The 26,089-nt window shown below is 48.1% G+C and carries 20 protein-coding genes; 11 read left to right on the top strand and 9 right to left on the bottom strand.

Annotation, left to right across the window (positions count from 1 at the left end; genetic code table 11):
- Window positions 1–129 precede the first annotated feature (129 nt).
- On the top strand, window positions 130–2,961 hold the full coding sequence (locus ACE3SE_RS00805) for a DotA/TraY family protein (RefSeq protein ID WP_374553297.1): 2,832 nt from the start codon (window positions 130–132) through the stop codon (window positions 2,959–2,961).
- Window positions 2,962–3,009: 48 nt separating this feature from the next.
- Here ACE3SE_RS00805 and ACE3SE_RS00800 read toward each other — a convergent pair whose 3' ends face one another.
- The 8 genes from ACE3SE_RS00800 to ACE3SE_RS00765 form a co-directional block, all read right to left on the bottom strand.
- On the bottom strand, window positions 3,010–3,420 hold the full coding sequence (locus tag ACE3SE_RS00800) for a hypothetical protein (protein WP_374553295.1): 411 nt from the start codon (window positions 3,418–3,420) through the stop codon (window positions 3,010–3,012).
- A gap of 179 nt (window positions 3,421–3,599) precedes the next feature.
- A complete protein-coding gene (locus tag ACE3SE_RS00795) occupies window positions 3,600–4,013 on the bottom strand; it encodes a hypothetical protein (RefSeq protein WP_374553293.1) in 414 nt (137 codons plus the stop codon).
- 269 nt (window positions 4,014–4,282) lie between these two features.
- Window positions 4,283–5,485, bottom strand: coding sequence for a HEPN/Toprim-associated domain-containing protein (locus tag ACE3SE_RS00790; protein WP_374553291.1), 1,203 nt, complete (start codon window positions 5,483–5,485; stop codon window positions 4,283–4,285).
- Window positions 5,486–5,503: 18 nt separating this feature from the next.
- Window positions 5,504–8,119, bottom strand: a complete 2,616-nt coding sequence (locus tag ACE3SE_RS00785; protein ID WP_374553290.1) for a DEAD/DEAH box helicase family protein — start codon at window positions 8,117–8,119, stop codon at window positions 5,504–5,506.
- Between the two features lie 9 nt (window positions 8,120–8,128).
- On the bottom strand, window positions 8,129–9,976 hold the full coding sequence (locus tag ACE3SE_RS00780; protein ID WP_374553288.1) for a DNA methyltransferase: 1,848 nt from the start codon (window positions 9,974–9,976) through the stop codon (window positions 8,129–8,131).
- Between the two features lie 146 nt (window positions 9,977–10,122).
- Window positions 10,123–10,896, bottom strand: a complete 774-nt coding sequence (locus ACE3SE_RS00775) for a hypothetical protein (protein ID WP_374553286.1) — start codon at window positions 10,894–10,896, stop codon at window positions 10,123–10,125.
- A 555-nt stretch (window positions 10,897–11,451) separates the two neighbouring features.
- Window positions 11,452–12,309: a hypothetical protein gene (locus ACE3SE_RS00770; protein WP_374553285.1), complete on the bottom strand. Its 858-nt coding sequence runs from the start codon at window positions 12,307–12,309 to the stop codon at window positions 11,452–11,454.
- Window positions 12,306–13,979 carry a site-specific integrase gene (locus ACE3SE_RS00765; RefSeq protein WP_374553284.1) on the bottom strand — a complete coding sequence of 558 codons (1,674 nt, stop codon included), beginning with the start codon at window positions 13,977–13,979 and terminating at the stop codon, window positions 12,306–12,308. The genes ACE3SE_RS00770 and ACE3SE_RS00765 overlap by 4 nt, the downstream gene beginning before the upstream one ends.
- A 545-nt stretch (window positions 13,980–14,524) precedes the next feature.
- Here ACE3SE_RS00765 and tgt point away from each other — a divergent pair.
- The 9 genes from tgt to miaA all read left to right on the top strand — a co-directional run bounded on the left by tgt (window position 14,525) and on the right by miaA (window position 24,788).
- Entirely contained in the window at window positions 14,525–15,640 is a 1,116-nt protein-coding gene (gene tgt / locus ACE3SE_RS00760; protein WP_045845175.1) for a tRNA guanosine(34) transglycosylase Tgt, read from the top strand.
- A 120-nt stretch (window positions 15,641–15,760) separates the two neighbouring features.
- The gene (gene yajC / locus ACE3SE_RS00755; protein ID WP_045845176.1) at window positions 15,761–16,084 is read left to right on the top strand and encodes a preprotein translocase subunit YajC; all 324 of its coding nucleotides are present in this window, start codon (window positions 15,761–15,763) and stop codon (window positions 16,082–16,084) included.
- 72 nt (window positions 16,085–16,156) lie between these two features.
- On the top strand, window positions 16,157–17,998 hold the full coding sequence (gene secD, locus ACE3SE_RS00750; RefSeq protein ID WP_062788492.1) for a protein translocase subunit SecD: 1,842 nt from the start codon (window positions 16,157–16,159) through the stop codon (window positions 17,996–17,998).
- A 14-nt stretch (window positions 17,999–18,012) separates the two neighbouring features.
- Window positions 18,013–18,948, top strand: a complete 936-nt coding sequence (gene secF / locus ACE3SE_RS00745) for a protein translocase subunit SecF (RefSeq protein ID WP_089086126.1) — start codon at window positions 18,013–18,015, stop codon at window positions 18,946–18,948.
- 80 nt (window positions 18,949–19,028) lie between these two features.
- Complete coding sequence (locus ACE3SE_RS00740) at window positions 19,029–19,673, top strand: DedA family protein (RefSeq protein WP_374553281.1); 645 nt, start codon at window positions 19,029–19,031, stop codon at window positions 19,671–19,673.
- A gap of 78 nt (window positions 19,674–19,751) precedes the next feature.
- Window positions 19,752–21,650, top strand: coding sequence for a DNA mismatch repair endonuclease MutL (mutL, locus tag ACE3SE_RS00735; RefSeq protein ID WP_374553279.1), 1,899 nt, complete (start codon window positions 19,752–19,754; stop codon window positions 21,648–21,650).
- Window positions 21,651–21,679: 29 nt separating this feature from the next.
- Entirely contained in the window at window positions 21,680–22,234 is a 555-nt protein-coding gene (locus ACE3SE_RS00730) for a thymidine kinase (protein ID WP_374553278.1), read from the top strand.
- 78 nt (window positions 22,235–22,312) lie between these two features.
- The gene (sbcB, locus tag ACE3SE_RS00725; RefSeq protein ID WP_374553276.1) at window positions 22,313–23,740 is read left to right on the top strand and encodes an exodeoxyribonuclease I; all 1,428 of its coding nucleotides are present in this window, start codon (window positions 22,313–22,315) and stop codon (window positions 23,738–23,740) included.
- Window positions 23,741–23,810: 70 nt separating this feature from the next.
- Window positions 23,811–24,788 (top strand): tRNA (adenosine(37)-N6)-dimethylallyltransferase MiaA, encoded by a 978-nt coding sequence (gene miaA / locus ACE3SE_RS00720; RefSeq protein WP_374553274.1) that lies wholly within the window; start codon window positions 23,811–23,813, stop codon window positions 24,786–24,788.
- Window positions 24,789–24,852: 64 nt separating this feature from the next.
- On the opposite strand, the gene ACE3SE_RS00715 is transcribed toward miaA, so the two are convergent.
- Window positions 24,853–25,200 (bottom strand): RidA family protein, encoded by a 348-nt coding sequence (locus ACE3SE_RS00715; protein ID WP_062788479.1) that lies wholly within the window; start codon window positions 25,198–25,200, stop codon window positions 24,853–24,855.
- A gap of 657 nt (window positions 25,201–25,857) precedes the next feature.
- On the opposite strand from ACE3SE_RS00715, the gene ACE3SE_RS00710 reads away from it, so the two are divergent.
- Window positions 25,858–26,004, top strand: coding sequence for a hypothetical protein (locus tag ACE3SE_RS00710; RefSeq protein WP_374553272.1), 147 nt, complete (start codon window positions 25,858–25,860; stop codon window positions 26,002–26,004).
- Window positions 26,005–26,089: the final 85 nt, after the last annotated feature.

The following is a 26,089-nucleotide window of genomic DNA, read 5'->3' as shown; positions in this document are numbered from 1 at the left end:
AATATAAAAGCAAATCAAGTATTCATAATATAAATATATAGATATCCTTTATTGTTGACTTGATGCTTTGATTTCGTAACATAGAAGTAAGTCTTTATAAAAGAATAATAATAACTATAGGAGAAGAATATGTTAAGACGAATACTTTTATTTTTATCAATGCTTTTGTTTGCTCAAACTGCATTGGCTAGTGGAGCACCTGATCTTTTCACACCATCATCAAATGATGTGAGTATGAAAATACTTGGTTCAATGTTTGGTGATTTATTTTCAAAATATACATCAGGTGGTGTTGATGTATTGAGTGGCCCAATGGGTGTCTTTAATCAAGCAGTGTTGATTGTTGGTGGAATACTAGCAACATACACTTTATTAGCAGGAACTTTAGGAACTGCACATGATGGTGAAATGCTTGGAAAAGGTTTTTCATCAATATGGGTTCCAATCAGATATGCCTTTGGAACTGCATTAATCATTCCAGTGCAAGGCGGTTACTGTGGGGCTCAGTTGTTGATTGCCTGGTTGGTTGCTCAATCTGTTGGTATGGCTGATGGTGTTTGGAACACATACACATCAACTAGCAACACTGCAAAGATGGTTGTAGTGGGCTACAACGCCCCTGATTTGAAGAATGCAGTATGGAATGCATTCCAAAGCTACTCATGCATTGAAGCATACAAAGCTTCTCTTACTCATGCTGATCCAATCATTGTTGGTAACAATGCTGCTTCAACAATTGGTGTCACTACAGAAGAAACTGCTGACTCATTAATTTATAGTTTTGGTGATAAAACAGGTAATTTGTTTGAAAAAGATGTTTGTGGAACTGTATCTGTTCCAAAATTAAAAGTTCCAACTATTACAACTTCAAAAACTTTTGATCAAGCATTAGAAATTGATTTTTCATCTGCACCTGCATTAAATGAAAAAATACAAGCTGTACAGAAAGCTCAACTTTCTAAAGTATTATCATTACTTGATGCTGAAGCTGTAAAAGTTATTTCTACAAAACAAGCTATTGATCCAGCAGGTGTTAATTCAATTCTTGCTTCATATCAACAAGCTTTATCTGATGCTGCGCAAAGTGCAGTTGCTTCAATAGATGGATTGAACACATTACAAACTAATGCTCAAAAAGGTGGTTGGATTTCTCAGTTCTACTACTTCATGCAGTATTCATACTTGTACGATCAAATCTCTACTTCTCTTTCTGCAACTCCAAGTGCTACAGGTCCAGTGAATGCAGGTAATGGAAAATATTCTAGTGATTTATCAGACTACATTAAGCCAATTGCTGACACTGTAACCCGTGGTGGTGGAACAGTTGTGTTTGGTGGTTCTTCAGATCAAAGCAATTCCAAAACTTCTGATGAAAAAGGTTTCTTTGATAAAGTCAAAGAAATGTGGAATAAATTTAAAGCTGATGAAGTTGCAAAAAGAATTTTCATGGGTGCTGAAACTCACTTCCAGGCATCAAAAGGTGAACATCCAATCTACACAATGAAAAGATTAGGTGACAACTTAACTGCTGTTTCTTCAGGTGGATTGATTGCAGGTGGTGGAATCATGTTCACCTTGGGTGCTCATCCTGGTATCTCTGCATTCGTTCAAACTCTCATGATGATTGTTCTTGTCCCAATGTTAGTGACTGGGTTCATGTTGAAATACTTCCTTCCTTTCATGCCTTTCTTGATGGGTATTGGTGTGATTGGTGGTTGGTTGATGGGTGTTGCCATAGCAATTATTGCGGCGCCATTGTGGGTTGTAGGTCATTTGAATCCACATGCTGATGATATGGTTGGTTCAAGTGGTCAAGGTTATAGACTTGTTTTAAGTATGACTTTAAGACCAACTTTAATCACATTAGGAATGATAGTTGTATTTACTGCAATCATTGTTGTAGGTGGATTTATCAATGAAACATTCTTGCTTGCTTTTAATTTATCACAATCAGGTTCAAGCATTTTTGGTTGGTTAATGGCTATTATTGCTGCTCCATTATTATATTTTGTGACTATGTATAAGTTCATTCAAACAATGTTCGTATACATCCATAAAATTGCTGATGAAGTTCTTGAGTTCATTGGTGGTGGTGGTCATTCTGTTGGTGGTAGTGCTGACAACATGGGCGATCATTCTTCTCACAATGCTGGTGCTGCTGCTGCCGGTGCTGCTGCCGGTAATCTTCTTTCTAGTATGAGAAGAAACCCAACAGGTAATGGTGGTGGTGCAGGTGGTGATGGTGCTACTACTGAACAAGTAAAAGGTGGAAAAGGTAGTGGCAAAGCTTCTATTATGGATAAAATTCTTGATAGAGAAAAACAAAACCCTGGAATGTCACCTGGTCAAAACAAAATCAATTCTTTAGTGTCCGGTGGTCATTTACAAGACACTCAAGAAAACCATCAAATGAAAGCTGAATATGGTTCAATGATGAAAGCTTTAGGTGGTGAAAATAGTAAATTAGGACAAAGACTTTCTGAAACATTGAAAGCAAATGCATCAAGTTATTCACATGCAAACATGACTCCTTCTGAAATATTAAAAGATTCTATGAGTTCAGTGATTTCAGGAAGTTATGGAAGACAAGCACTTGAAGCTATTCAAGCATCTACAGGTGGTGAAATGTCAGGAAATAATTTTGAACATGCTTTAGGTGAATTAACCACTGCTAAAGAACAAATATTTAACAATGCAGATTTAAGCACAAGCGAAAAACAAAAAACTTTCTCTGATGCTGCTCGTTCTTTGAAAAATGATTTGAAAGATAATGCTCAAGCAATGAAAGATGGAACTGTCACAAAACAACAGTTATTTGCTAAAAACTTAGGTCAATTTACAGGTCAAGAAATGCCTGCAAATCCAAAAACTCCTGAAGCTCCTGCTCCACAAGAAAAGGAAGTTCCAAAAGTTGATGATGTTCCAAAAATTGATGACACACCAAAAACACCAAATGAGTGATGAAATAAAAAAAGCCCCATCAGGGGCTTTTTCTTTGGTTGTTCTTTTTTATTCAATGCGAGTGAGAAAACCATTCCACACATCACTAACATTCATCAAATAAATTTCTTGCCACTCATTAATTCTGAAACCATCACCTTTATTCAAGAAAGTGATGTCAAGAATTTCATCAACTTCAGTATGTGAGAATTTCCAAGGGAAGTATTGATTGGATTCAGCATAATCAAAACCATCATTCCATGCTTTATTTACATCATCATCTTCAGTTGCAAGGTCATCAATACTTTCTGCATAACCTAACCAAACAAAAGCTTCTGCAAGAAGCATGTTGTCATCACAAAAATCTCCAGGGCGAAACTCATTGCTTTCACATTTCTTGATTTCTTCATCCTTAAGAACACAACGAACAAGAATAGAATAAACAAAGCCAATAAGTTTTGCATTCATTTCAGTTTTCATTTGATTACTACCTTGTTTGCTGTTTAGATGTGTCTACTATAATAAATAAACAAATTTACGTCTACAAATAAACGTGGATAAAAACAATATTGCGTCTAATAAACAACCAACAAAATATTTATTTTAATTTCATCATCCCATTGCAGACAAAAAGAAAGCCACTATAAAGTGGCTTGTGTTTATCTTGTAAGTTCATTTTTATTTTCCAGCATGAATTTTATTTTTGTTTGATAACCTGAACATGCAGGGTCTAATAATCTTCCAAAATCTACTACCTTCATTGTTTTTTCACCTGCTGCTATTTTTGCACAAATTCTGTGCAATCCATCAACCAAGCAATCACCTGAAACAACTGCATATTTTGTTGGTTCTTGAAGTGTGACTTTATAATATTTCATCAAATCATCTGAAGACATTCTTGATAAGTATCTTTTTGTGACTTCTGAATCAATCTTTGTTAAATCAATTGTCTTTACTTCAACTTGTCTTTTGAAAAAATCTTTTTCAGTCGCCTCATTATCAACAAAACAACTATGAAGATTAAACATTTCTTCTCTTATTGCTCTATCCAAATTTCCAATCATTATTTTCATTATTTTCTCCTGATTACCCAATAAATAATATTGCATAAATTATTTTAGTCAATCCTTTTGATGATCTAATAATATGATTTGCTATTGTAATGATTACTTAGTATGCAAAATTTTCCAGAAGAAGGACGGAGCCTTCCCCATTCGGGATTTTCCTGCTGTTGGTGGTCGTCCAGGTTGCACCTGGCTGAACTCGTTCGTGCATTTTTGGGGAGTCTGAATAGTGATAAAGACCATAAAAAAGGCTCCATATGGAGCCTTTGCTTGTTCATCTACTCATCGCCATCATCAAGAAGTCCTTCCTTGACTTGATAATCAATTCTATCAATCACATCCTTGATGGTGTCAATTAGGCTTGAGACATCAACATTAGAAATCTCAAGTTCTTCACCTCCAATGGTCTTGCCATTTCTATGAACTATGTCATGTCTTTGACTGATTGCCTTCTGTATTACTGACATAGATTCAGTTGGGAAATCTACATCAAGAACACTTTTATAAAGAGAAATTGTTTTACTTAGATTATGGAACAATGTTTCATCAATCAATTGAGAAACCGTGTTCTCAATATCATCCATAATCTTGAACACTTCAGCATAATTACTTTTCTTTTCTTTTAGTTGTTGGCTTGACTCTACAAATCTTCTTAACAGTGCAGGTCTGCCCAACACATTCTTCTTGATGGTATCTGAAAGGTATGACTCCATTGAAGTGATGACATTGGCAAACAAAAGCCTGATAAGAGTTTGATTATCTGCATTGGCAAGCAACCCTTGAATATTCTCTATGGCAGTGGAGAAGTTTCCATAGATGTTTGTGTTTGGTTGCCTGTATTCAATCAGGTCATCAAAGTTGTTTGTCCATCCTCCCAATACCAACTCAGTAGCATCAATTTCACAAATTGCTTCAGGGTCAACAACTTCAGCAACGGCTCTGAAAAATGCTTCAAATGACTCACAAGGAAAAGTCAGGTCAACAGGTGAATCTTCAAAGGCAAAATTCGGCTTATTAATCATGAAATCAATGATAGGGTCTTCATGGGTAACAGGGTCTTTCCACTGGTCGCCTTGGTGCTTCTTCTGAATAATCGCTTTCAACCTTATGAGCCAGTCATTAAGATTGGCATCTTTTAGCAACTCAGAGTGTTTGGCATAATCTAGACCAAATTCTTTTGAATAGTAATCCAACTCTTCAATCATCTTTGCTGAAGATTTCTTGAATTCATGTTGAACTCTATTCATATCATATCCTGCAAGCTCCAATCTTTTTATTAGAGTCTTTGCATTGATACGATAGATATAGCAAGTTTCCTCTTCATCATCATCAGGATTGATAGACCAAATGAGAGGATTTCTTTCAGAGACTTTTCTTTTAAAAATGTCTCTATCCTTCTTCTTGAAGTACCAAGTGTGTAGATGGTTCTTATCCCAAGCAACGGGATAACCATCAATAGTGAAGTGTGCAAAGCTTCCCATGTGGTTATCCTTTAGCAATCAAGAAAGAAGAGTTTCAAAGGCTTCTTCAAACTCAGGTAATCTTTCCGTACTGTTGTAGAAGGGAAGCCCCCAAACAACATATTTTTTATTGGAAAATAGTTGTTCAACTTCAAAATGCTCTTTGATATTGACTAGGAATTTTTCTTTCCACTCATCAGCCTTCAGTAAGTGTGTACCTTTTGGTTCAACAAATACTTGATAGTGCATTGTGTCTGTCTTTTCCTTCCCAATCATGTAAAGGATGAAGTCAGGTTCAAATGGTCTTCCATCTTCAAAAGCATAAATTTTGAAGTGTTTTTCATTTCGAATTAAATAGGCTTCTGAATAGACCTTGGAAAGCTCCTTGTACCTCTTATCAATGTATTGAATCAGAAGTTTTTCTTCAGAAGTTCCAAAGCAGTCATCAAAAGCAAACCATGCTCTTGTTGTCAAATCCAAGTGATATGCCGTTTCAGTAGCATCACTCATTGATTTGCCAAACTCTTTATCTTCACCATCATCAAGCATGAAATTCAAGCTCTTGTCCGTGAATACCTCGCGGATCATCCTTGGTGAGAACTTCTTACTTCCCTTGTATTCAATCTTGTCAGAAGCAATAACACTGCTGATAGCGTTGAGTACCTGGATGCTGGCATCAAGCATTTCTTCAGGCTTGAGATTATTAACCTGGTCTGCCAATCCTGTGATTTCTACCTTGACTCTTCCAAGATAGCTATCTGAAGTGATAAACTCTTGGATTGATTTCAGGTTTGGCAAAAACTTTTTCAATGAAGAGAATTCGTAGAACTCAATTCTTTGAATGGCTTTCCGAATAATTGGTGTACCAAAGTCTTTCAGGTAGTAGTCTTTACCTTCCTTGTTGGCTCCCTTGTCATTGCCTTGAGCATCAAATGCAACAACACTCTTTGTATAACCAGTTCTCAAAGAAACACGATGGGTCTGATTGATGATGCTGCTTTCAAGCCCCTTGATTTCTTCTCTTGTGTACTTGAGTCGGTCGTTCAAAAACAGGTGGCCAGCTTTGAATAGGGCAGTTTCCTTGAAGCTGCTCTTCAGGTGAATCTTTCGTTCCTTGGTTTCCTTTGCCTTCATACCGATTTCTTGAAGTGCGGTATTTAGCTCTTGGATGTACTTAGGGTTGTATGCACTGTGATAGTAAAGCTCTTCACAGATTCGCATTTCATGGTCTAAGTCTGAGTCAAACTTACGGCCAAACAATGGTTGGTCGTTTTGCGTTTGGAATGGGCAATAGCGGGCTCCACGTCCAATCAACTGTGCTTCACTCATCGTTGTCTTACCTATCTTTCCACCCTTACTATCGCGGGTATCGTATAGGCGCACGATGTCAAATAGGTTGAGAACATCCCAACCTTCATTCAATTTATCCACTGCAAAAACTGCTCTGAACTCATTGCTTTCCAATGAATTCACTGCAAGCTGTTTAGCTTCAGAATCTTCTTTACTATTGACGGAAATCAGCTTCTCTTCAGAGAAGTCTTCTTTCAACTCAATAATCAAGTTTTCAAGTGAAATGTTGTTGCTTTCAAGATAATTGAAGACAGTGAGAATAGTTTCTTCACTGCTCCTATTCTTGATAGCCTCAAGTGTTTCAGGTTTCAGTGTTTTAATGCATGTCTTGAACTCTTCAAGAAAAGCTTGACTGTCCTTGATGGTTTTTGACTTCAATAGAATTACAGGCTTGATGTGAAGCTTGTTTTTCTCAAAAATCTTTCTTCTATATTGACTCAAAAGCACTGCTTGAAGTGCTCGGTCAATTGGTGATAGGTCGGCTTGCAAAACCTTCACTTCCTTGGAATAACCATCCTTCCTGAACTCTTTCAGTGGATAGTCAAATAGAAGCTTAGGTTTGTATTTGGCATTCAGGTTTTCATCACTGAAATCAACAGTGGCAGTAAATTCAAGTAAAATATTGGAAGGATTAGCACGGAAAATTCTTTCAACTGTCCCTTCCCAAGACACAATTTCAAAAAGCTCTTCCTGGTCTACTTCCTTACCTTTTTTGGTGTCAGCATTGATGTGATGGGCTTCATCAGAAATCAGAACAATCTTCTGATCTTCAAAATCATCATAGGTCAAGCTGTTTTCTCGTGGAACATTCAAAGCCATGTGCAAACCTTGGATGGTAGAGAAAACAATATTGATGTCATCAGGATTGACACTTTGGAAGTTATCTACTTCACGAATAGCAACCCGTTTTTCACCAAAGCTGATGGTGTCAGCAAACAGATATTTCTTTGAAACTGAATTCAGGAAGTTGTCTCTGGTCTTCTCAATGATGTTGCTGTTATTCACAAAGAACAGGAAGTTCCTGTATCCCTTTTCATAAAGGTAGGCAATCAAGCCTGCCATCATCAAGGTCTTACCACTGCCTGTTGCCATATGAAAGAGTAGTTGATGGTTCTGCCTTGGCTTACCATCAAATGCTTCTTGCCAATAGTTCAGGAAGAACTTGAAAGCTCGTTCCTGGTATGGTCGCATAGGGAAGGAAGGGTTCAAGTTGCCAACAATGGAATCAGGCAGCTTGGTTGCTTCAATCGTTCTCTTACCAAGTTCCTCTATGAGAACTTGGAATAATGTTTTAGTGTCAGCCATTCCACTTCCTTAACCAAAGAATTTTTTGTTCAATGCTTTATCTGCATCAGAAATGGAATATGTTTCATCATCAATTTCTGACAAAGGAACATAGAGCATGTTCTTATCAAGAGTCTCAATGAGAAACTTTCTTTGGTCTTCAATACTCAATTCAATGAATTCACTTTTTGATTCATCAAATGCCTTGGGATTAACACGGTAAGACAAGAAAGCCTTCTCTTGCATGGTCTTCCATGTTTTTAACAAGTCATCTGTTGTCTTTGCTGATTGAATGGCATCAACAAAAACTTGATTAGCTTTCGCAAGCTCACAATAAACAAAATCACCTCCACCAGTCCAATTGACTGATTTGCTGATTCCAAGCTGCTCACCTTTCACAACCTCTGCAAGTCTTGGGCATGTGATTTCATCAATGTAATCAAGCTGCTCAACACCAACCCACTTACGGTTTAATTTATGTGCTGTTGCAAGAGTAGAGCCTGAGCCTGAAAAGAAATCCATTACCCAATCACCTTCATCTGAAGCCAAACGAATCACTTCAGCAAGATACTTTTCATTCTTGGCAGTCTTAAAGCCGTGGTCACTGTTTGCAATGGGTACACCACTCCAAACGGTATCTCCAATTCTTCTTTCTGCTGGTGCTCGCCAGTATTGCGGCTTTCCATCATCAGGCGACTTTCTGATAAAGGATAGGGACTCACCTGTATCTCTCCAATACTCGGCTAGTGTTCTACCGCCACCTTCTTCAAGGAATCGCTCATAGTTGGCAACTGCTTGAAGAGCTCGTTCTTCTCCCCAAACCCATTGACCTTTATTGATTTTGGTACCAAGCAATTCATATTGCATGGTCTTCCGTTCTTCGGTACTCCATGCATGGTGCCAATGACCTTCAACATTGCCAAGGTCATGTTTATCAACCCAATACGGTTTAAAGCTGACTTCAGGGTTCTTGGTGTACCAAAACAATGTGTCGTGTCTGACTTGAAGCTTCTTGATGGTTTTAAATTGCTTCTGAAGTCCCTTAACTGCTCGTCCTGGAAGAATGATTTCATTTCTGAAATTCTCTCTTCCAAAAATCTCATCCAACAACATCTTCACAGGATGATTGTTGTCATGGTCAATGTGAACAAAGATTGAACCATCATTTGCAAGTAAAAGCTTTGCAATCTCTAAACGGTTCTTTAGGAAAGTGAACCATGTTGATTGTGTGAAGGTGTCGTTATACTGAAAACTATCGTTCTCAGTATTAAATGGTGGGTCAATAAAGATGACTTTAAACCTGCCGTGGTGGGTCTTCAACAAGGTGTGCAGTGCCAACAGGTTATTACCCTTAATCAAGAGATTATCTTGAGAAGAGACTGTTGAAGGAACGGATTGACCATCTTTTGTAAACTTCTTCCAATTGGAAAATGCTTTTGGAGCAAGCAATCTATCAATTTGGTCAGGTGCAAGAACCTCATTCCAAAAGACTTCATCCCTTTTGGCTTCAACCCTATCTTGTCCACCTTCAAGAACACAATCTTTGTAGGGCCAAGCAAGAACAACTTCTTTTGAGTCGTTCAAGTATTCCTCATCTGCAACAAGACCAATCTTGTTTTTGAAAGCAGTAAAACTATCGGGCAAGAATTTCTTATTACTAACAAACTTTTGAAATCTAATCTTATCAAATACAGTTATACCTTCAACCTCAACGAAAAAATGCTTTCTCAAAGATTGATTTTTCAGTAGGTGAGAAATAAGAACAGGGTCAAGATTCAAGGCAAGTTCAACTACCTTGTTTTTCATTAACTTACCCTCAGAAACCAAACGGTCATCAATAGAAAGTAAATCAATGAGTTCTTGGAATAGGTTTTGCATGGAATCCTCTTAGCCTTATTTCGCGTTTTGCGATTCAATTAGTGCATCAAAGCACATAAGGAAGAAAACAATCAATCTTCTTCCTTATTGGCTCTGTCAACGAGAAAAGCCCCTTACGGGGCATTTTCTCTTAGTTGGCATGTTGATTAAGCCAAAGCTTCCTCAACTGCAACCTTCTTAGCTTCTTCCAAAGCCTTCTTCTTGGCTTCAACATCCTTTTCAGTCGGATACTTGTCACCGAGTTTTGCAACCCATTCCTTGGTCAGCTTCTTGGTCTTGTCATCCTTGATTCCAAAGATGTCAAGGAAAGCGGTCAGGTTTGCATACTCAGGCTTGTTACCCTTCTTCATCGGTTCCCATTCAAGCAGGCTTGCAACAGCTTCCTTGAATTCAGGCTTGAATTTCTTGCCATCCTCTGTTTTCATTTTCAACAGAACTTTTTCAGCATCCTTGTTGAACAGCTTGATGAAGTCAACTTCCCAACCCTTGGTGTTCAGTCGTGGCAGGTTGCCAACCACTACGGTGTAAGTAGTGACATCAGCAGGCACACCATTAACTTCACCAAAGTCTTTGATGTTGAAGGTGCCGAGTGTGAAAGTGGGCTTGACAGTTGCAGCAGCAGTAACAGTGCCACCAGCAATAAAGCTCTTCAATTCAGCAGGCTTGAAACCCAAAGATTTCATCACTTCAACCATTTTGATGAACTCTTGCTTTTTCGGTTCACGTTCTTTGGTTTTGCGATGTGCAGAGATTTTGCTTTGGAATTCTGCCAATTGCTTTTGCTCGTCCTTATTCAAGGGCATTGCAAAAATAGTGCTCTTTTGAATAAGAGCATTATATTGTGCGAAACCATCAGAACCCAAAGCTTCTTGGTTCAGTTGTTGGGCAGCTTGCATTTGTTCAACAGAAAACATTTCCATTTTAAATCTCCACAAAAGTAAAAAGTTGGTTGCCTGACACTCAACACAACTAACTCTGTTTCGTGTGTTGATGTATGTACTTTAGTTGTTCCCAAGTTCTGCGTCAACAACTTTTGAAGAAAAAAATCATCTTTTTTTGTTACATGGAAGTTCAAAAGAAGTTCATAACAACTATCTCACAATGTAAAACATAAACATCATTCTTATAACTTTAATTTATCAAAGTCATCATCCATTAGCAAAAACGTATCAACCTGGTAGCTCATAACTGCTCTTCCAGGTGCAACCATGCAGTTGACATCACCACTCAGCAAAATTTGACCCTCAGAAACAGCCCTACAAGCCACGTTCTCACACTCGGACATGGTGATGGTACAAAAAGTGTTCCGTGTTGCTGTAGAGCCTTCTAGACCCATTGCTGACGATTGCACAATTTTTAAGCACACACACCAGGTAGAGAACCACACAAAAAAGCCCCATGTAGGGGCGTGATGTTCATATCCATCCATTGCAGACAGAAAAAAAGCCACTATCTAGTGGCTTAGGAATTTGTTTTCATAGGTTGAACTCAGGAAGATGTTCTTCAGAAATATCAAAGTCTTGAATTTTATTTTTCTTGAAGTCCTCAAAAACTCCCACATACCATTTTACATACCTGTCTTGACTCATCTTGCTAGTTGAAGGAATCAGCTTTTTAATATTGGCAAAATCATCTTTAATTTTTTCAAATAAGGAATTATCGCCATTGTAAGCAATCATCAGGAATGCTTGCCTGAAAATAGCAGTGAAGATTTTCTTATCTACTCCACTTACTACATCATCATACATATTGGCAACACCCTTGACCTTTACTGATGAAATAGTCAAACCATCTTCACCATCAACATAGAAGTCAAAAATATCTTCAATTGGGTTCAAGTCTTCAAGAACTTCATCAGTTAGAAGATTCTTGTTCTCAGTGAAGAATTTGAAATACCGTTCAAAATCCTCTTCCTCTTCAAAAAACTCAGGCAAGTCAAACAGAAACTTGATTGTCTCAACATCATCCTTGATTACATCAACAAGTCCTTCATAATTTTCAAGGAAAAGTTCAGAGTGTTTTCCAATCAAAAATGCTTTGATGTTTCCATGCTCAACATTAGTTTTCACTGTCATAAGATATTTGAAAAAATCAATATCATTTTCAGTGTCTAGTGAGTTGATGACATTCGTAATGAATTCATGTTGCAAGTTCAAGGTTGCAACTTCCAAATCATCATCAGAAACATTTGCATCTGCCAAATCTTTTTTTAATTTTTTTTCAAGTGCTTCAGTCCAATAGGAAACAATGGGACTATTTGACTTGAACCCATCCTTGAACATCTTTGCTGTTGCATTGATAGTGGATTGTGATAATAGTTTGAGTTCCATCATTTTCCTTTGGTAACTTTAATTAGGATGTCAAGAAGTTCTTTGTTTTCTTCTTGAGTTGCCATTCCATGCTTACTTTTCAGTGCCATTTCTAGAACTGAAAAATCTACATCAATTTCTTCTTCTTCAACTTTATCAGCTAACAACTGAATAAGCTCAAGATTTTCTTCTTCAGAATTTTTATTGAACTTGTACCGCAACTTCAAGGCTTCAATCCTGAACTTGCTAGTTCCCTGAACTTCTTCAACACCTGGAACAACATTAGAAGGCTTGGAAGTAGAACCTGAAAAATCTTGTCTATTATAGTGTGCTGTCATTTCCGCTGAACTATGTCCAACTTGTTGTTGAACATGTTGAGGTTTAATGCCATCACTTTCAATAAATTTTTTATCATTGTGTGCCTTCACATGTGTTCTTGCAAAGTAGGTTTGATTCCTAATATTTGCAATAGAAGACACAGCAATAGGATTGTCTGTTAGTTCAAGCATTCTAGAAATGAACTCATTGCGCAAATCCCTGAACTGGATGTGAGGTGTTCCCGCTGCTATTCTTGCTCTCTGCCACATGGTTTTGAAGCCTTCCAAACTGTACGAAAAGATACGGTCACTATCTTTTTCTTTACTATCTTTTTTTGGAATTTGTTTAAGAATTTCAATAGCAACAGGTAGAAGTTTGATTTTTCTTGGGTCGCCATTTTTTGTTCTTCTTTGGAAGTAAAAACCTTTTTCAAGATTCAAATCACTCCAATTCCAAAAAATAACTTCTGAACGTCTACAACCTGTTGCAAGTGCCAAAGTAAAAATTCTAATCATGTCAGGATTTCTCAAATCCTTAAGTGCTTTTTCTAATTTCTTTTCTTCTTCTTCTGACACTCGTACTTCACGAATAGTAGTAGGTGACTTAATCTTATCTTTTAATGTTTTATCAATCGGATTTTTTATTTCTTTGTATCTATCACCCAAAAGATAAAGTTTGTTATACATACTTGAAACCATGCTCAACTCTCTTGAAACAGTAGATTTTTTTACTGTATTGAGTCGTGCTTTTATGTATTCAAACCAATCACCTGTTGTCAAATCAAAGATTGACATTTCACCAATAATTGACTTTTTTGGTGCATGAATAAGTTTTCTCATGTTCATGGGCAACATTGCAATCATTTGATTGTGTTTGTGCCAATCAACAATTTCAGTTCTGCAAATTACTTTTATTGAAGTTTCATAAGTTGAATTGTTCTTCAAATCAACTTGATTGTCTGTATTCTTCTTGATGTGAGTTTCAAACCAATACTTCATGAACTCACTCAAGGTTTCACTATTTGCATATTCTTCTACAACTTCAGAAATCTTTTTATCATACTCTTCATCAGAGTATCCAAAAACTTGATTGCTGATTTTGTTAAAACTATCTTTTATAAGTTCTTTTTTATCTTTTGTTTTATCTTGTTTTTCGTTATAACCTAACTTCAAATCTTTGATAAGTTGCCTACCTGCTGCACTTCTTGAGTTTGCAACAATCTCTCTTGCAACTTCCAAATCATCAAACAAAGCATTGAAGTTTGGAAGTTCTTTTGTATTGATTCGCACCTGGAACTTAACAACTTGTGAACCATCTTGGTTCTTATAAGTTATTGCACGAATTCCTTTCTCAATTGTTTTGCTTTCAGTAGCCATGACTACTCCATAGGGATATGAACCCCACAATTATAGTCTTTTTCCACATTAGTAGCGATCTTTTCCAAAAAAGCTTTTGCCAAATTTTTTCCAAGTCCACTTTTTACAACACTAGGCATATATCTATATAAATCATAGACTTAGGCGATTTTCACCATTTTAGTGCAACCTGGATGAATCGAACCCCACGTTTAGAACAGACATAAAAAAAGCCCTTGAAAATCAAGGGCTTAGTTCGTTTTTTGCAGTAGATTTTGGCTTAGATTTTTTCCATAACACTATTATGTCAAGGTGGTGCTCTAACCAGCTGAGCTACGTGCCTGTCGTCGAGTTGGCAATACTAAAGGCCTGGCCGCGAAAATGCAAGCCCCTGACCGCATGAATCCGCAAGACCGGCTGCCGCAAAGGCCGCCCGGCCACAAGCACCCGGCCCGCCTCAGTTGCCCCGTCCATTGACATCTCTGCGGGGATTTTCCCTGCTTAAGCAACAGCCTCCTCCGCTTGCTGTATACTAGCGCGCTGATTTTGCAAAACAAATACACCCCATGCTGAAGTTTACCGTACACAAAACATCCGGCGGCGCACGGCGCGGCACACTGGAACTCAACCACGGCACCGTGGAAACCCCGGTTTTCCAGCCCGTGGGCACCTATGGCTCGGTCAAGGCCATGAGCCCGGTGGAGCTGAACGACATCGGCGCGCAGATCATTCTGGGCAACACCTTCCACCTGTGGCTGCGCCCGGGTCTGGAGGTGATCGAGCAGTTTGGCGGCCTGCACGAATTCATCGGCTGGGACAAACCCATTCTGACCGACTCGGGCGGCTTTCAGGTATTCAGCCTGGCCGACATGCGCAAGCTGACCGAGGAAGGCTGCACCTTCCAGAGCCCTATCAACGGCAACAAGCTGTTTTTGAGCCCGGAAATCTCGATGAAGATCCAGACCGTGCTCAATTCGGACATCGTGATGCAACTGGATGAATGCACGCCGGGCCAGGTGGATCATGCCACCGCACAGAAATCGCTGCAGATGAGCCTGCGCTGGGCCGAGCGCTCGCGCCGTGCGTTTGACGACCTGAAAAATCCCAATGCCCTGTTCGGCATCGTGCAGGGCAATCTGTATACCGACTTGCGTCAGGAGTCGCTGGAAGGCCTGCTGCAGGTGGGCTTTGACGGCTATGCCATTGGCGGTCTGTCGGTGGGCGAACCCAAGCCGGAAATGTACCGCATGCTGAACGAGCTGAACGGCATGCTGCCGGCCGACAAGCCGCACTACCTGATGGGCGTGGGCACGCCGGAGGACCTGGTGCACGGCGTGGCCAACGGCATCGACATGTTCGACTGCGTGATGCCGACCCGCAATGCCCGTAATGGCTGGATCTTCACCCAGTACGGCGACGTGAAGATCAAGAACGCACGTTACAAGGATGACAAGAAGCCGCTGGACGAAGAATGCGGCTGCTACGCCTGCCGCAATTTCAGCCGCGCCTATCTGCACCACCTGCACCGCGTGGGTGAAATCCTGGGTGCGCGCCTGAACACCATCCACAATCTTTACTACTACCAGGAACTGATGCGCGAAATGCGCAAGGCGATCGAAGAAGACCGCTTTGAGGATTTCCGCCTGGAATTCGCTGCCAAACGTGCGCGCGGCGTCGCCTGACAAGGGGAACCGCCCCGCTCACGCACAGGTCAGACATGCCCGACGGTTGGAAAAACCCACATAGCGTGGCTACAATGGCCGGTTTGTATCAACAACACCTAAATAACAAGGGAGCAAACAATGCCCTTCATCGATAAAGCTTTCGCCGCCGGTGCCGCACCGGCCGGTTTCGACATCATGTCTTTCCTGCCCATGATCGTCATTTTCGTTCTGTTCTGGTTCCTGATGGTTCGCCCGCAGCAGAAGAAAATGAAAGAACACCAGAAGATGTTGTCGGAAATCCAGAAGGGTGACGAAGTCATTACCCAGGGTGGTGTTCTGGGCCGCGTGGTCAAAGCCGGCGAACAGTTCCTGACCCTGGAAATCGCCAATGGCGTGGAAATCAATGTGCAGCGCCCGGCCGTTACCGGCAAGGTGGAAAAGGGCACGCTGAAGTCCCTGTAATTCCCCAGGACGGCCGTCAGCCCGGTAATAACGGGTGACGGCCAGTTTCGTTTCCTACCTCCGATATCACTCATGAACCGCTATCCTCTCTGGAAATACCTCGTCATTGCGGTAGCCCTGATCATTGCCACGATCTACACGCTGCCCAACTTCTACGGCGAGACTCCTGCGGTACAGGTCTCCAGCACCCGCCAGTCCATTCCGGTGGACACCGCCCTGATGGGCCGCGTGGAAGAGGCTCTGAAAGCCCAGAACATCAGCCCGGACGGTCTTTATCTGGACGGCAGCAGCCTGAAGATCCGCTTCAAGGACGCCGACACCCAGATCAAGGCGCGGGACGCCATCCAGCGTGCGCTGGGTGACAGCTACATCATTGCGCTGAACCTGCTGCCGGCCTCGCCGCAGTGGCTGGCCGACTTGAAAGCCTACCCCATGTTCCTGGGCCTGGACTTGCGCGGTGGCGTGCACTTCCTGCTGCAGGTTGACATGCAGGCTGCCATCGACAAGACCATGGAACGCTACGCCGGCGACATCCGCCGCGAGCTGAAGAACAAGCAAGTGCGCTACGGCACCATCAAGCGCAATGGCAATGTGCTGGAAGTACAGCTGCGTGATGCCGACACCCTGAAGGCCGCGCAGAACGTAGTCAGCCGCACCCTGCCCACCCTGGTGCTGAACAGCGACGATGCCAATTACAAGCTGACCGCCACGCTGAAGCCGGAAGAAGTCACCAAGATCCAGAGCGATGCGGTCAAGCAGAACATCTCCACCCTGCATAACCGGGTAAACGAACTGGGTACGTCCGAGCCCATCATCCAGCAAGCCGGCCCCAACCGTATCGTGGTGGAACTGCCTGGCATCCAGGACACGGCCCGCGCCAAGGACATCATCGGCCGTACTGCCACGCTGGAAGTGCGCATGGTGGAAGACGACCAGGGCAAGGTCAGCGATGCACTGGCCGGCAATATCCCGGCCGGTTACGACCTGCTGGACGAAGCCACCTCGCGCGGCGACAGCAAGATTCTGGTGAAGAAGGACGTGGAACTGACCGGCGACAACATCAACGACGCGCAAGCGGGCTTTGATGAAAACGGTGCTCCGGCAGTACACATCAATCTGGACTCCACCGGCGCTTCCATCTTCCGTCAGGTAACGGCGGAAAACATCGGCAAGCGCATGGCGATGATCCTGGTGGAAAAAGGCCGTGCCGAAGTGGTGACTGCGCCTGTCATCCGTTCGGAAATCGGCGGTGGCCGTGTGCAGATCTCCGGCAGCATGAACCCGGCAGAAGCCAATGACACCGCCCTGTTGCTGCGCGCCGGTTCGCTGGCCGCGCCGATGAACATCATCGAAGAGCGTACCGTCGGCCCGAGCCTGGGCAAGGAAAACATCGAGAAGGGCTTCCACTCCACCCTGTGGGGCTTTGCTGCCATCGCGGTGTTCATGGTGATCTACTATGGCGTGTTTGGCGTGTTCTCTGCCATCTCGCTGGCGGTCAACGTGTTCCTGCTGCTGGCTATCCTGTCCATCCTGCAGGCCACGCTCACCCTGCCCGGCATTGCCGCCATTGCGCTGGCGCTGGGTATGGCGATTGATGCCAACGTGCTGATCAACGAGCGCATCCGTGAAGAGCTGCGCAATGGCGTGCCGCCGCACTCGGCCATCCAGGCCGGTTACGGCCATGCCTGGGCGACGATTCTGGACTCCAACGTCACCACCCTGATTGCCGGTCTGGCCCTGCTGATTTTCGGCACCGGCCCGGTACGCGGCTTTGCCGTGGTGCACTGCATCGGCATCCTGACTTCCATGTTCTCCGCCGTTCTGGTATCGCGCGGCCTGGTGAACCTGTGGTACGGCCGCCGTCGCAAACTGACCTCGCTGGCCATTGGCCAGGTGTGGAAACCTGAGAAATAAGGACGGGACAGACAATGGAGCTTTTCCGCATCAAACGGGATATCCCGTTCATGAGCTACGGCAGGTTGACCACGGCGATTTCGCTGGTCACCTTCATTCTTGCCGTGTTCTTTCTGGCTACCCGCGGGCTCAACTACAGTGTTGAGTTCACCGGTGGTACCGTGTTGGAAGTGCAGTACCAGCAGTCGGCCGACCTGAACCTGATCCGCGATACCGTGGACAGCCTCAAGCTGGGCGAAGCCACCGTGCAAAGCCTGGGCAGCAGCAGCGACGTGATGATCCGCCTGCCGAACAAGCCGGGCACCACCTCTGCCCAGCTGTCGGAAAAGGTGATGGGCCTGCTCAAGGCCAAGGACAGCACCGTGCAACTGCGCAAGGTGGACTTTGTCGGCCCGAGCGTGGGTGAGGAGCTGGTTTCCCACGGCCTGACCGCTGCCATCCTGGTGTGTCTGGGCATCATGGCTTACCTGGCCCTGCGCTTTGAATGGCGCTTTGCCGTGTCGGCCATCATTGCCAACATGCACGACGTGGTGATCATCCTTGGCTGCTTTGCCTTCTTCCGCTGGGAATTCTCGCTGACCGTACTGGCCGGCGTGCTGGCCGTATTGGGCTACTCGGTGAACGAATCGGTGGTGGTGTTCGACCGTATCCGTGAAAACTTCCGCAAGCCTGGCCTGCGCGGCAAGACCACGGCCAGCATCATCGACAATGCCATTACCGCCACCATGAGCCGTACCATCATCACCCACTTTTCTACCGAAATGATGGTGGTGTCCATGCTGGTATTCGGCGGCCCGGCACTGCACGGCTTTGCCATGGCACTGACCATCGGCATCGTGTTCGGCATTTACTCGTCGGTACTGGTGGCCAGCCCGATCGCGCTGTGGCTGGGTGTCAGCCGCGAGCACATGATCAAGCCGACCAAACCGAAAGAAGAAGCGGTGGTCTGAACCTGACCCTGCATCTGCTGTAATGACTGGCCGGCTTGTCCGGCCAGTTTTTCATCCCCCACAGAACAAACCGGTGTCCCATGGAAGCCATCACTTTTCTGCTCGACTTCATCCTGCACATCGACGTCCATCTGGCCCAGCTGGTGGCCCAGTACGGCGTATGGATCTACGCCATCCTGTTCCTCATCATCTTTTGCGAAACCGGCCTGGTGGTGACGCCCTTCCTGCCGGGCGACTCGCTGCTGTTTGTCGCCGGTGCGCTGGCTGCCATGGGCAAGATGGATGTGCACATGCTGGTGCTGCTGCTGACCGTGGCCGGCATCCTGGGCAATACCGTCAACTACACCATCGGCAAACTGCTGGGCGCACGGCTGCTGCAACGCTTTCCGCGCCTGATCAAGCCGGAATACCTGGCCAAGACCCACGCCTTTTACGACCGTCATGGCGGCAAGACCATCATCTTCACTCGCTTCGTGCCCATCATTCGCACCTTTGCGCCGTTTGTGGCCGGCATCGGCAGCATGGGCTATCGCCAGTTCACCGTGTACAACGTGACCGGTGCGGTGCTGTGGGTGGCCGGCTTCTGCTATGCCGGTTACTTCTTTGGCAACCTGCCCTTCGTGCGCAAGAACCTGGAGCTGCTGATCTTCGGCATCATCTTTGTGTCCTTCCTGCCCGCCATCATCGAGTTCTGGCGGCACAAGCGCGCCGCACAGCGCCAGTAAGCCTTGCCCGCTCCCGCCCGCTGCGGCGGGAGCATTGCCCTACCCTTCCTGCCAGTCCGGCATTATCATCGACGGCCTATGAAACGCATTCACAAGCTCCCTGATCACCTGGTCAACCAGATTGCCGCTGGCGAAGTGGTGGAACGCCCCGCCTCTGCCCTGAAGGAAATGCTGGAAAACAGCCTGGATGCCGGTGCCAGCAAGATCACCGTCGACCTGGCCCAGGGCGGCATCAAGCTGATCCGCGTCACCGACAACGGCGGCGGCATTGCAGCCGATGATTTGCCATTGGCGCTGGACCGCCACGCCACCAGCAAGATTGCCTCGCTGGATGACCTGGAGCAGGTGGGCACGCTGGGTTTTCGCGGTGAAGGGCTGGCCAGCGTGGCTTCGGTCTCGCGCCTCACCCTTACCAGCCGTCCCGCCGACAGTGCACACGCCCACCAGATCATCGCCATCGACGGTGCTCTGCACCCGGTCGAACCAGCCGCACACGCGCCCGGCACCAGCGTGGAAGTGGTGGACCTGTACTTCAACACCCCGGCGCGGCGCAAATTCCTCAAGAGTGAGAACACCGAATACGCCCACTGCGAGGCCACCTTCGAGCGCATTGCGCTGGCGCATCCGCAGGTGGAGTTCATGCTGCGCCACAATGGCAAGGTGATCTGGCGCCTACCGGCGCAAGACATGCAGGCGCGGGTGGCGGCCCTGCTGGGCAAGGACTTCATTGCCGAAGCCATCACGGTGGAAACCGCTGCCGGCAGCATGACGCTGAACGGCTTTGTCGGCTCGCCCACCTACTCCAAGGCCAGCCGCGACGCACAGTATTTTTATGTGAATGGCCGCTTTGTGCGTGACAAGACCGCCCAGCACGCGCTGCGTCAGGCCTACCGCGATGTGCTGCATCACGAGCGCCACCCGGTGTATGCGCTGTTCCTGTCGATGGACCCGGCCGGCGTGGACGTGAATGTCCACCCCACCAAGATCGAAGTGCGCTTTCGCGAAAGCCAGGCCATCCACCAGTTTCTGTTTCACAGCATCAACAAGGCACTGGCCGCCACCACCGCCGGTAGCAGCAGCCCGGTACCGGCGCAGGGCGACATCAACACCAGCGCCAATGTCAGCGAGCCGCAAGCCACACTGTTTCCGCCGCGTAGCCCGGCCCCGGCATCCGGCAGCAGCCACACCCCGGCGCGACCTTTCAGCTACCAGCAGCAGAGCATGCCGCTGCATGTGGCGCGCGAAGCCATTGGCACTTACGACAAGATGTTTGGCGGCCTGCGTGAAGAAGAAAGCCGCCGCCTGGCCGAGGAAGCAGCAGTACCAGCCAGCCCCCTGCCCGCCATGCTGTCGCCAAGCCAGTTGCAAGGCCTGCCGCAAGCCAGCGAGGGCATTCCGCCGCTGGGCTTTGCGCTGGCCCAGCTGCATGGGGTCTACATCCTCAGCCAGTGCGAGGACGGGCTGATCGTGGTGGACATGCATGCCGCCCACGAACGCATTGTCTACGAACGGCTGAAAACCGCACTGGAAGCCGACACCATTCCGATGCAGCCCTTGCTGCTGCCAGTGTCGTTTGCCGCTGACCGTATGGAAGTGGCCACCGTGCATGAACATGGCGAGCAGATGAAGCAACTTGGTGTGGAACTGGCACCGCTATCCCCCACCCAGATTGCCGTGCGCGGCGTACCAGTGTGGCTGCAGGATGGCAACCCGGTTGATCTGGCCCGCGCCGTGCTGAAGGATGTGCGCGAATTCGGCCTCAGCCAGGTACTGACCGAGCGCCGTAACGAGCTGCTGGCCACCATGGCCTGCCACGGCGCAGTACGCGCCAACCGCCAGTTGACGCTGACCGAGATGAACGCCTTGCTGCGCGACATGGAAAGCACCGAACGCTCCAACCAATGCAATCATGGCCGCCCCACCTGGTCGCGCCTGAGCATGAAAGACCTGGACAATCTGTTCATGCGCGGGCGCTGAACCACACCGGACCACAAGACAGAACACCTATGGCCAAACTGTTTTTCCGCTACGCCGCCATGAACAGCGGCAAGAGCACCCAGTTGCTGCAGATCGCCAACAACTACGAAACCATGGGCAAGCAGGTTGCCCTGTATACCGCCGTCATTGACGACCGCTTTGGCGTGGGCATGATTTCCTCCCGGCTGGGCATCCAGCGTCAGGCACACACCTTTGCCGGTGATACCGACTTTTTGTCACTGGATTGGGCCGGCATCAGCTGCATCTTGCTGGACGAAGCGCAATTCCTGACGCCGGATCAGGTCTGCCAGCTGCACCGGCTGGCCCATACGCGCAATATCCCGGTGATCTGCTTTGGCCTGCGGGTGGATTTTCAGGGCCACCCCTTTGCCGGGTCCACCTGGCTGCTGACCCGCGCCGAAGAGATTGAAGAAATCAAGACCATCTGTGCCTGCGGCAAGAAAGCCACCATGCATATCCGCATCAATGCCGATGGCAGCCGTGTGGTACAGGGCCCGCAAGTAGAGATAGGCGGCGAGGCGCGCTATCGCGCCGTGTGCGGCCGCTGCTTCCATCAGGGCTGACCCGCCGGCCCTTGCGCCGCCCGGCAGCCTTGCCCCAGACTGCCAGCCTCCGCCTCGTTCAACCATGACGCTACCGCCATGCATACATTCTTCTGGCACGACTATGAAACCTTCGGCGCCGTGCCGCGCCAGGACCGCCCCTCGCAATTTGCCGGGGTACGTACCGATGCCGAGCTGAACGAAATCGGCGAACCCGTCATGCTGTACTGCCAGCCCGCGCCAGACTACCTGCCCGCGCCGGAAGCCTGCCTGCTCACCGGCATCACCCCGCAGCACTGCCTGCAACACGGGGTAGCCGAGCATGAGTTCGCCGCGGTGATCGAACGCGAACTGGCCGCCCCCGGCACCATCGGCGTGGGCTACAACACACTGCGCTTTGACGATGAAGTCAGCCGCTTTCTGTTCTGGCGCAACCTGATCGACCCCTATGCCCGCGAATGGCAGAACCAATGCGGCCGCTGGGACATTCTGGACCTGGTGCGCGCCACCTATGCGCTGCGGCCGGAAGGCATTGAATGGCCACAACACGAAGACGGCCGCCCCAGTTTCAAGCTGGAACACCTGTCCGCCGCCAATGGCCTGCTGCACGAAGCCGCCCACGACGCGCTGTCCGATGTGCGCGCCACTATTGCCCTGGCGCGGCTGATCAGGCAAAAGCAGCCCAAGCTGTTCGACTATTACCTCAGCCTGCGCAAGAAAGACGCGGTAAAGGCACAACTGAGCCTGCACAAACCGCAGCCGCTGCTGCACATCTCCGGCATGTACGGTGCCGAGCGCGGCAATCTGGCCATTGTCTGGCCGCTGGCCCAGCACCCCACCAACAGCAATGAAGTGATTGTATGGGACCTGGCTTTCGACCCGGCCATGCTGCGCGGCCTGAGTGCCGACGACATCCGCCAGCGCATCTACACCCGCACCGAAGAGCTGCCGGAAGGCATGACGCGGCTGCCGCTCAAGACCATCCACATCAACAAATCGCCCTTTGTCGTGGCCAACCTCAAGGTACTGGGCGCAGACCGGGCGGCCCACTGGGGCGTGGACATGGTGCAGATACAACAGCACGCCGCCAGCGCCGCCGCCCTGCCCGACCTCAGCCACACCTGGCGGCAGGTGTATCGCCGCGAAGCGGGCGAGCCGCGCGATGTGGACGAAAACCTGTACGGCGGCTTTGTCAGCAATAACGACCGCAAGGTGCTGAACAAGCTACGACTGAAATCCGCCGCCCAACTGACGGGCGAGATGGCCTTTTTCGAAGACGCCCAACTGGGTGAATTGCTGTTCCGCTACCGCGCACGCAACTTCCCCACCAGCCTGTCAGATGCAGAAAACCAGCGCTGGCGCGACTGGTGCCAGCACAAGCTGCAGGATGGCGTGGGCGGGCGCAACCTGGCGCAGTTCCAGCAGGAAATGGCCGCCGTGCGCGAGCGCGAGCTGACACCGGCCCAGCAGGACATCCTGCAACAGCTGGACAGCTACGCCGCCAGCCTGCTGGCGCCACAGCCGTAAAAGCGGTTCCGGGGCGGATGCAGCTGTGCGACAATCCCGCCCCAGACCCAGCCAGCACAAAGACCACACCATGTCACTCACACCCGACGCCATTCTGTTGATGGGCCCCACCGCTTCCGGCAAGACCGGCCTCGCGCTGGCGCTGGCCCGCCATTTCCCGGTGGAAATCATCAGCGTGGACTCAGCCCTGGTGTATCGCGGCATGGATATCGGCAGCGCCAAACCCACACCAGACGAAATGGCCGTCTGTCCACACCATCTGATTGACATCATCAGCCCGCTGGAGACCTATTCCGCTGCGCAGTTTCATGCCGATGCCAACCGGCTGATCGTTGAAATCCGTGCGCGCGGCAATATGCCGCTGCTGGTGGGCGGCACCATGCTGTACTACAAGGCGCTGCTGGAAGGCTTGTCCGACCTGCCGCAAGCCGACCCGGCCCTGCGCGCCGAACTGGATGCCGAAGCCGGTCGCATCGGCTGGCCCGCCATGCACGCCAGACTGGCCGTGCTGGACCCGGACACCGCCGCCCGCCTCAACCCCAATGACGCGCAGCGCATTCACCGTGCGCTGGAAATCTGCCTGCTCAGCGGCCAGACCATGTCCAGCCTGATTGCCCGCGGCAAGGAAGCCGCCGCCGACTTTAACTGCCTGCCACTGGCACTGGTGCCGGAAGAGCGCAGCTGGCTGCACCTGCGCATTGCCCATCGCTTCGAGCTGATGCTGCAGCAGGACTTTCTCTCCGAGGTTCGCCGCCTGCGCCAGGACTACCCGACGCTCACGCCCGACCAGCCCTCCATGCGCTGCGTGGGTTATCGCCAGGCATGGGACTATCTGGACGGGCTATGCAGCGAGGCGGAATTTATCGAACGCGGCGTGGCCGCCACCCGCCAGTTGTGCAAGCGCCAGCTCACGTGGATGCGCAGCCTGCCGGTGCTGCCGGTCAGCGCGCAGCGCGCCGACCTGACGGATAGCGTGCTGCAGGCCTGTAGCGATTTCATCACCGGCAAGCCGGTGGCGGATACATTGCGCTACACAGGCAGTTTCTGAGTACCAGACTCACACAAGAAAAAACCCGCCGTAGCGGGTTTTTCCTTGTTCAGCCGTAGTGTGCTCAGCTGGCAGCCACCAGCTTGATTTCCACTTTCCATGCCGGGTTGGCCAGCTTGGCTTCCACAGTGGCACGCGCCGGCACATTGCCAGCCGGTACCCAGGCGTCCCAGGCAGCATTCATGGCATCGTAGTCGGCCAGGCTTGCCAGGAAAATGGTGACATCCAGAATCTTGCTCTTGTCCGAGCCCAGTTCGGCCAGCAGGGTGTCGATCTGGGCCAGTACATTGGCAGTTTGCGCCTGGGCGTCGGCATCGGTGTTTTCCGGCACCTGACCGGCGAGGAAAATCATGCCGTTGCACACGGCGGCTTCGGCCAGACGGGCGCCCTGTTTGTGACGATAGATGCTCATTCTTCTTCCTTTGCTGCAAGGTGGGAAAACGCAGATTCTACCGCTAAAGCAGGCGGTACACAGTGCCTCCCCCTGGGCGAACACGGTGCCAGCTGCAAAAAACCGGCGTAAAAACGGCAAGAACGCACCGCGGCAGCGGTGATGACACAGTCGCGGAACTTTTTTGCTGCGATGGCACAAAAAGCCGTCAATCGCGATTGACACCCGCAAACAGCGGGGACTAGAATCCGCGCATCTTTTTAATTCAGGTCTACTGCCTTGGACTGCCCCAGTCATCAACAAACTGTTTTGAGCTGATCCGCCAAGACCTGCGCCGTATTCCCCCGCCGCCGTCTTGTCAGATCAAGATGGTGCGCACCTGCTTTACCCCCCTTGTTTTATCCCCGTGCACCCCGCCCTACCAGTTGCCCGTGCAGCATTGCGCTGTCGCTAAGCCGTGCCTTGTCGCCCAGCTTGCGCTTGCAGCCAGATGCCGCATTGCGTTGCTGACTCCGCAGCCTCTGCGTCCGACCCGGCCACAGACGAGAAAGGAGCCGCCATGCCATCAGACAGCGATCGATGTCCTTCTTTGCCCATGAAATCTTTCACGGGTAATGCCTGATCCGTCTGCATCCGACACCATCAGGCAGCACCCGAAGCCACTTCAGGAGCCTGATCATGCACTACGCAATGCTGCTGTCCACAGAACAGAACCAGGCCCGGCAACTGCCGAACCACTATGAATTCGCCTGCCACGATGAAAGCGTGTGGAGCTGGATGTACCGCCATCTGCGCATCGCCCTGCAGGGCTGCAAGCAGGCTTGAGACTGCCTGCCCGCCGACGTCCGGCAAACAGTGATTGACCGGCATCGCCCGATGCCAAGACCAGGAAAAGGACAAACATGGACCC

It is taken from the genome of Aquitalea pelogenes (assembly GCF_041914625.1).
Classification (GTDB): domain Bacteria; phylum Pseudomonadota; class Gammaproteobacteria; order Burkholderiales; family Chromobacteriaceae; genus Aquitalea; species Aquitalea pelogenes.
Note: the sequence above shows the minus strand (reverse complement) of the source record. Positions and strands in the feature narration are given on the sequence as shown.

What these genes read in the sequence shown, in the direction of transcription:
- ACE3SE_RS00780 (WP_374553288.1), bottom strand. Translation starts at nt 9,976, where the DNA reads ATGCAAAACCTATTCCAAGAACTCATTGATTTACTTTCTATTGATGAC.
- yajC (WP_045845176.1), top strand. Translation starts at nt 15,761, where the DNA reads ATGCCCTTCATCGATAAAGCTTTCGCCGCCGGTGCCGCACCGGCCGGT.
- ACE3SE_RS00775 (WP_374553286.1), bottom strand. Translation starts at nt 10,896, where the DNA reads ATGGAAATGTTTTCTGTTGAACAAATGCAAGCTGCCCAACAACTGAAC.
- ACE3SE_RS00785 (WP_374553290.1), bottom strand. Translation starts at nt 8,119, where the DNA reads ATGGCTGACACTAAAACATTATTCCAAGTTCTCATAGAGGAACTTGGT.
- mutL (WP_374553279.1), top strand. Translation starts at nt 19,752, where the DNA reads ATGAAACGCATTCACAAGCTCCCTGATCACCTGGTCAACCAGATTGCC.
- sbcB (WP_374553276.1), top strand. Translation starts at nt 22,313, where the DNA reads ATGCATACATTCTTCTGGCACGACTATGAAACCTTCGGCGCCGTGCCG.
- ACE3SE_RS00765 (WP_374553284.1), bottom strand. Translation starts at nt 13,979, where the DNA reads ATGGCTACTGAAAGCAAAACAATTGAGAAAGGAATTCGTGCAATAACT.
- ACE3SE_RS00740 (WP_374553281.1), top strand. Translation starts at nt 19,029, where the DNA reads ATGGAAGCCATCACTTTTCTGCTCGACTTCATCCTGCACATCGACGTC.
- ACE3SE_RS00710 (WP_374553272.1), top strand. Translation starts at nt 25,858, where the DNA reads ATGCACTACGCAATGCTGCTGTCCACAGAACAGAACCAGGCCCGGCAA.
- secF (WP_089086126.1), top strand. Translation starts at nt 18,013, where the DNA reads ATGGAGCTTTTCCGCATCAAACGGGATATCCCGTTCATGAGCTACGGC.
- ACE3SE_RS00730 (WP_374553278.1), top strand. Translation starts at nt 21,680, where the DNA reads ATGGCCAAACTGTTTTTCCGCTACGCCGCCATGAACAGCGGCAAGAGC.
- secD (WP_062788492.1), top strand. Translation starts at nt 16,157, where the DNA reads ATGAACCGCTATCCTCTCTGGAAATACCTCGTCATTGCGGTAGCCCTG.
- ACE3SE_RS00795 (WP_374553293.1), bottom strand. Translation starts at nt 4,013, where the DNA reads ATGAAAATAATGATTGGAAATTTGGATAGAGCAATAAGAGAAGAAATG.
- ACE3SE_RS00715 (WP_062788479.1), bottom strand. Translation starts at nt 25,200, where the DNA reads ATGAGCATCTATCGTCACAAACAGGGCGCCCGTCTGGCCGAAGCCGCC.
- ACE3SE_RS00805 (WP_374553297.1), top strand. Translation starts at nt 130, where the DNA reads ATGTTAAGACGAATACTTTTATTTTTATCAATGCTTTTGTTTGCTCAA.
- ACE3SE_RS00770 (WP_374553285.1), bottom strand. Translation starts at nt 12,309, where the DNA reads ATGATGGAACTCAAACTATTATCACAATCCACTATCAATGCAACAGCA.
- ACE3SE_RS00790 (WP_374553291.1), bottom strand. Translation starts at nt 5,485, where the DNA reads ATGGGAAGCTTTGCACACTTCACTATTGATGGTTATCCCGTTGCTTGG.
- ACE3SE_RS00800 (WP_374553295.1), bottom strand. Translation starts at nt 3,420, where the DNA reads ATGAAAACTGAAATGAATGCAAAACTTATTGGCTTTGTTTATTCTATT.
- miaA (WP_374553274.1), top strand. Translation starts at nt 23,811, where the DNA reads ATGTCACTCACACCCGACGCCATTCTGTTGATGGGCCCCACCGCTTCC.
- tgt (WP_045845175.1), top strand. Translation starts at nt 14,525, where the DNA reads ATGCTGAAGTTTACCGTACACAAAACATCCGGCGGCGCACGGCGCGGC.